Genomic DNA, 1,368 nt, shown 5'->3' with positions numbered 1-1,368 from the left:
GCCCGCTTGGCGAACTGGCCAAGAGGGCCACGCGCAGGATCGGCTTTCTGGGGCACGCAGCTAAACGAGACCGCTCCGTCATACCCGGCGCATCGCAGTTCGACACGTCGCTCGTGCTCGTGGAATGTAGCGGTGAAGCCAGCGGCTTTGGCCGCGTGAGCAATCCGAGCGCGCACGACGAACATCGAAGACGCGGGGGTGGATTTGTCCGCTGCTCGGAGTTCCGAGATCGCTGCTCGGAGGTCTGGTAGATTGGCGCCGTATTCCTCGACGACCAGTTGATCACGCAACCCTGCCTCCGCGATCCGAGCCAATCGCAGTTGGTCGCGCGCCGTCTCGACAACGACCACAATCTCGTCAGTCGCATCGCCACCAAACGAGTCGAGCAGCTTCATCAGACGACCAGATAGACGGGCGACATCACGGCTGGCGCGACGAAGACCTTCCCTCGTGCGGGACGCGCCGGGCGTGTTCCGCTCGGTGGGATCGAAGGTGAGCGCAGCGTCCAGAAAATGACGCTCGGCTTCGTTGAAGTTGAACAATGCCCGGCAATCGCACGCTCGTCGTCGTCGGGCTGTCGAGCATGCCAGATAGCGTTCGGCATCACCCTTCGCGACGTATGTCATGCTGCCACCGCACGCCGCGCACCGCGCGATGCCGGTGAGAATGTTCCTGAAGGCTGAACCCTTTCGACCTGCCGTTCCCGTCCTGCGAGTGATGATAGCGGCCCGCGCCTTCATCATGAGCGAGTGATCCACGATGGGTGGGAAGTAGTTTAGCACGGGCGGTCCTATCGGCACGCGACGACCGTCCTCCATCGTGTGAGGCTGATACGTCCCCACAGCCGCATCGCTGGACAAGAGCTTCTGGATGTAGCTCGCGTGCCAGCCGTGCTTGCCTCGAAATGCTGGCACGCCAGCGGCGTTCAATCTGGCGGCGATGGAGCCTTTCCCGATGCCAGCGGTCGTCTCCAAGAAGATCATCCGAACGACATCAGCGCGCTCTTCGATGATCTCGAATCTTGACCGATCTGGGGACAGGCGAAGCCATGCCGGGCAGGTCTTGGTCAGCTTCCGCACGTCGGCTTCACGACGCTTCCGTTCCCAAGCGGCGCGCACGCGCTTGCTCTTGGTCGCTGATTCCTCGTGTGCGCGTAGCATCACGATCAGGCTACCCAACAACCGTAGCCCACCGTCATCGGCCATGCTTTGTCGGGTGAATCGCTGTCGATCAGTCAGGGTGACAAGCGTGATGCCCGCATTGATGAGGCCGATGAAGGGGGCCAGCGCATCAAGGGGGGCCTGACGGTTCAGTCGGTCGAGACTCTCGCAGATCAGGACGTGCGGCAGGGCGACAGCACGATCCTCT

General features: G+C 62.4%; 1 protein-coding gene. It reads right to left on the bottom strand.

Going from position 1 to position 1,368, the window contains the following annotated elements:
- Window positions 1-1,368, bottom strand: a 1,368-nt coding sequence (locus HNP47_RS16140) for a recombinase family protein (RefSeq protein ID WP_184280372.1), incomplete at both ends; no start/stop codon positions are given.

Source organism: Brevundimonas vesicularis (assembly GCF_014204545.1).
Lineage (GTDB): Bacteria > Pseudomonadota > Alphaproteobacteria > Caulobacterales > Caulobacteraceae > Brevundimonas > Brevundimonas vesicularis_B.
The sequence above is the reverse complement of the archived record's forward strand: the minus strand, read 5'-3'. Positions and strand labels throughout refer to the sequence as shown.